Origin of the sequence: Cupriavidus basilensis (assembly GCF_029335485.1) — a bacterium.
Lineage (GTDB): Bacteria > Pseudomonadota > Gammaproteobacteria > Burkholderiales > Burkholderiaceae > Cupriavidus > Cupriavidus basilensis_E.
Genome location: NZ_JARJLM010000301.1, coordinates 1 through 2,142, shown reverse-complemented (window position 1 = coordinate 2,142; position 2,142 = coordinate 1). Strand labels below are relative to the sequence as shown.

The window sequence follows — 2,142 nt, the reverse complement described above, 5'->3', positions numbered from 1 at the left end:
CGCGGCTCGTTGCCCAGGGAGAATCTCGCGGTGCCGTGCCATCTCAGGCAGGCAGGAAGCCTTCCACGGTGAGATAGCGCTCGCCGGTGTCGTAGTTGAAGCCCAGCACCCGGGCGCCAGCCGGCAGGCCGGGCAGCTTCTGGGCGATCGCGGCGAGGGTGGCGCCGGACGAGATGCCCACCAGCATGCCTTCCTCGCGCGCGGCGCGGCGGGCCATCTCGCGGGCCGGCTCGGCGTCGACCTGGATCACACCGTCCAGCAGCTCGGTGTCGAGGTTCCTCGGGATAAAGCCGGCACCGATGCCCTGGATCGGGTGGGGCGCGGGCGCGCCGCCGGAGATGACCGGCGAGGCCACGGGCTCCACCGCGAACACCTTCAGTTCCGGCCACCTGGCTTTCAGCACGCGCGCGCAGCCGCTGATATGGCCGCCCGTGCCCACGCCGGTCACCAGCACATCGATGCCCTGCGGGAAGTCCGCCAGGATTTCCTGCGCGGTGGTCCTGGTATGGACCTCGATATTGGCGGGATTCTCGAACTGCTGCGGCATCCAGGCGCCCGGCGTGGCCGCCACCAGTTCCTCGGCACGGGCGATGGCGCCCTTCATGCCCTTTTCGCGCGGGGTCAGGTCGAAGGTGGCGCCGTAGGCCAGCATCAGGCGGCGGCGTTCCACCGACATGCTGTCCGGCATCACCAGCACCAGCTTGTAGCCTTTCACCGCGGCAACCATGGCCAGGCCGATGCCGGTATTGCCCGAGGTCGGCTCGATGATGGTGCCACCGGGCTTGAGCACGCCGGACTGTTCCGCGGCTTCGATCATCGACAGCGCGATGCGATCCTTGATGGAGCCGCCGGGGTTGGAACGCTCTGACTTGATCCAGACCTCATGGGTATCGCCAAAGAGCCGCTGGACACGGATATGCGGCGTATTGCCAATGGTTTGCAGGATGTTGTCGGCCTTCATCTAGAGTCTCCGGGGATGGGTTGGAACCGGGCCCGCAGGCGGGTCCGGACAAGCATGCAGAGGAGGATTCTAGCCGGCTGCCGTTTGCGGCATGTGATTTCGGTGCCATGGCGCCCGCTTCCAGCACCAATGTATGATCCGCAACATTTCCGAACGCGGCGCGCGACCGGAATCTTGCCGGTGCGGATTGCCGTAGTGCACTTCTTTGTTTGAGAAAATTCTATACAGCGGCCGGCCGGAATCCCCAATCTTCACAGTGCGTGACAATTGTTGACATTACGTATGCGTCACATGGCCTAGCATTAGTTTCCTTGCCGGGGCAGGATGCGAACCGTTGTATTGCTGCGTTCGGGCACAATGGCGCCATGGGCCGGACCGTTATCGTGATATTTTTTCCGATCCGAAAAACGATAAAAGTGCTAAAAGTGCCGAGGCAGTAGAATTGCGTTCCGGCGCTCGCCTGGCGATGGCCTGACGATGGCCGGGGAGCGGTTGCAAAACCTGCATGGCATTGCCCGCGCACCCTATCCGGCGCGCGTCGTCGGCGGCGCTTTGCAAGCGCGCGGAAGCGGATCGGAACCAGCGCATCCCCGCTTGGCCGGCAACGGTTACGCCGTCATGCCGGCGCGCCGGTCGGTGCTCCTAGTCCGAAATGCTTATAGGCATGATCGCGTGCATGCCTCAAAATCTCCGTTGCAGTGCTTGAATAAGCACTTCAAGTTTGGCCTGCGAAGGGACTACCGGGAGTTTCCGGTAGCGCGGGAAGTCTGGAAGGGATAGCTACACCCGGATGCATCGGCTGGCGGCACCACGCATGACAAGGCGTGGGCAAGCTAAGCGACGGATCCGGGGCAGTGCATAAGAATTGAAGAAAAAAGGGGCTCAGCAAGTGAAATGGTTGCAATTGGACGGCGTCATGCGCCGCGTGGCCGGTTTGGGGCAAGCCAGGCGCGGCACGCCGACGGCCAGGGCGTGGAGTGGCGTCCTGCTGGCCGCAATCGCTGTCTGGCTGTGCCCGGCGCAGGCCCAGACGGCGCAGCTGGAGCGGCCGGCTGCAGCCCGGGCTCCCAATATTGCCTTCCACTACGGCAGCAAGCCGCCGGTGGACGCTCTCCAGGCCTTCGATATCGCGGTGGTCGAGCCGGACAGCGGCTTCGACCCGCGGCGCGTGGCCACCCCCG

Annotated in this window: 2 protein-coding genes; one reads left to right on the top strand and one right to left on the bottom strand. The window is 64.5% G+C overall.

Annotation, left to right across the window (positions count from 1 at the left end; translation table 11 throughout):
• Nucleotides 1-43 precede the first annotated feature (43 nt).
• Nucleotides 44-961, bottom strand: coding sequence for a cysteine synthase A (gene cysK / locus P3W85_RS17465; protein WP_017229134.1), 918 nt, complete (start codon nt 959-961; stop codon nt 44-46).
• Nucleotides 962-1,877: 916 nt separating this feature from the next.
• Between cysK and P3W85_RS17460 the strand changes: the two genes are divergently transcribed.
• Nucleotides 1,878-2,142 (top strand): hypothetical protein (locus P3W85_RS17460; RefSeq protein WP_276265707.1); only part of this gene is annotated, 265 nt, incomplete at its 3' end.

Excerpts from the sequence above, each read along its gene's own strand:
- cysK (WP_017229134.1), bottom strand. The coding sequence starts at position 961 with ATGAAGGCCGACAACATCCTGCAAACCATTGGCAATACGCCGCATATC.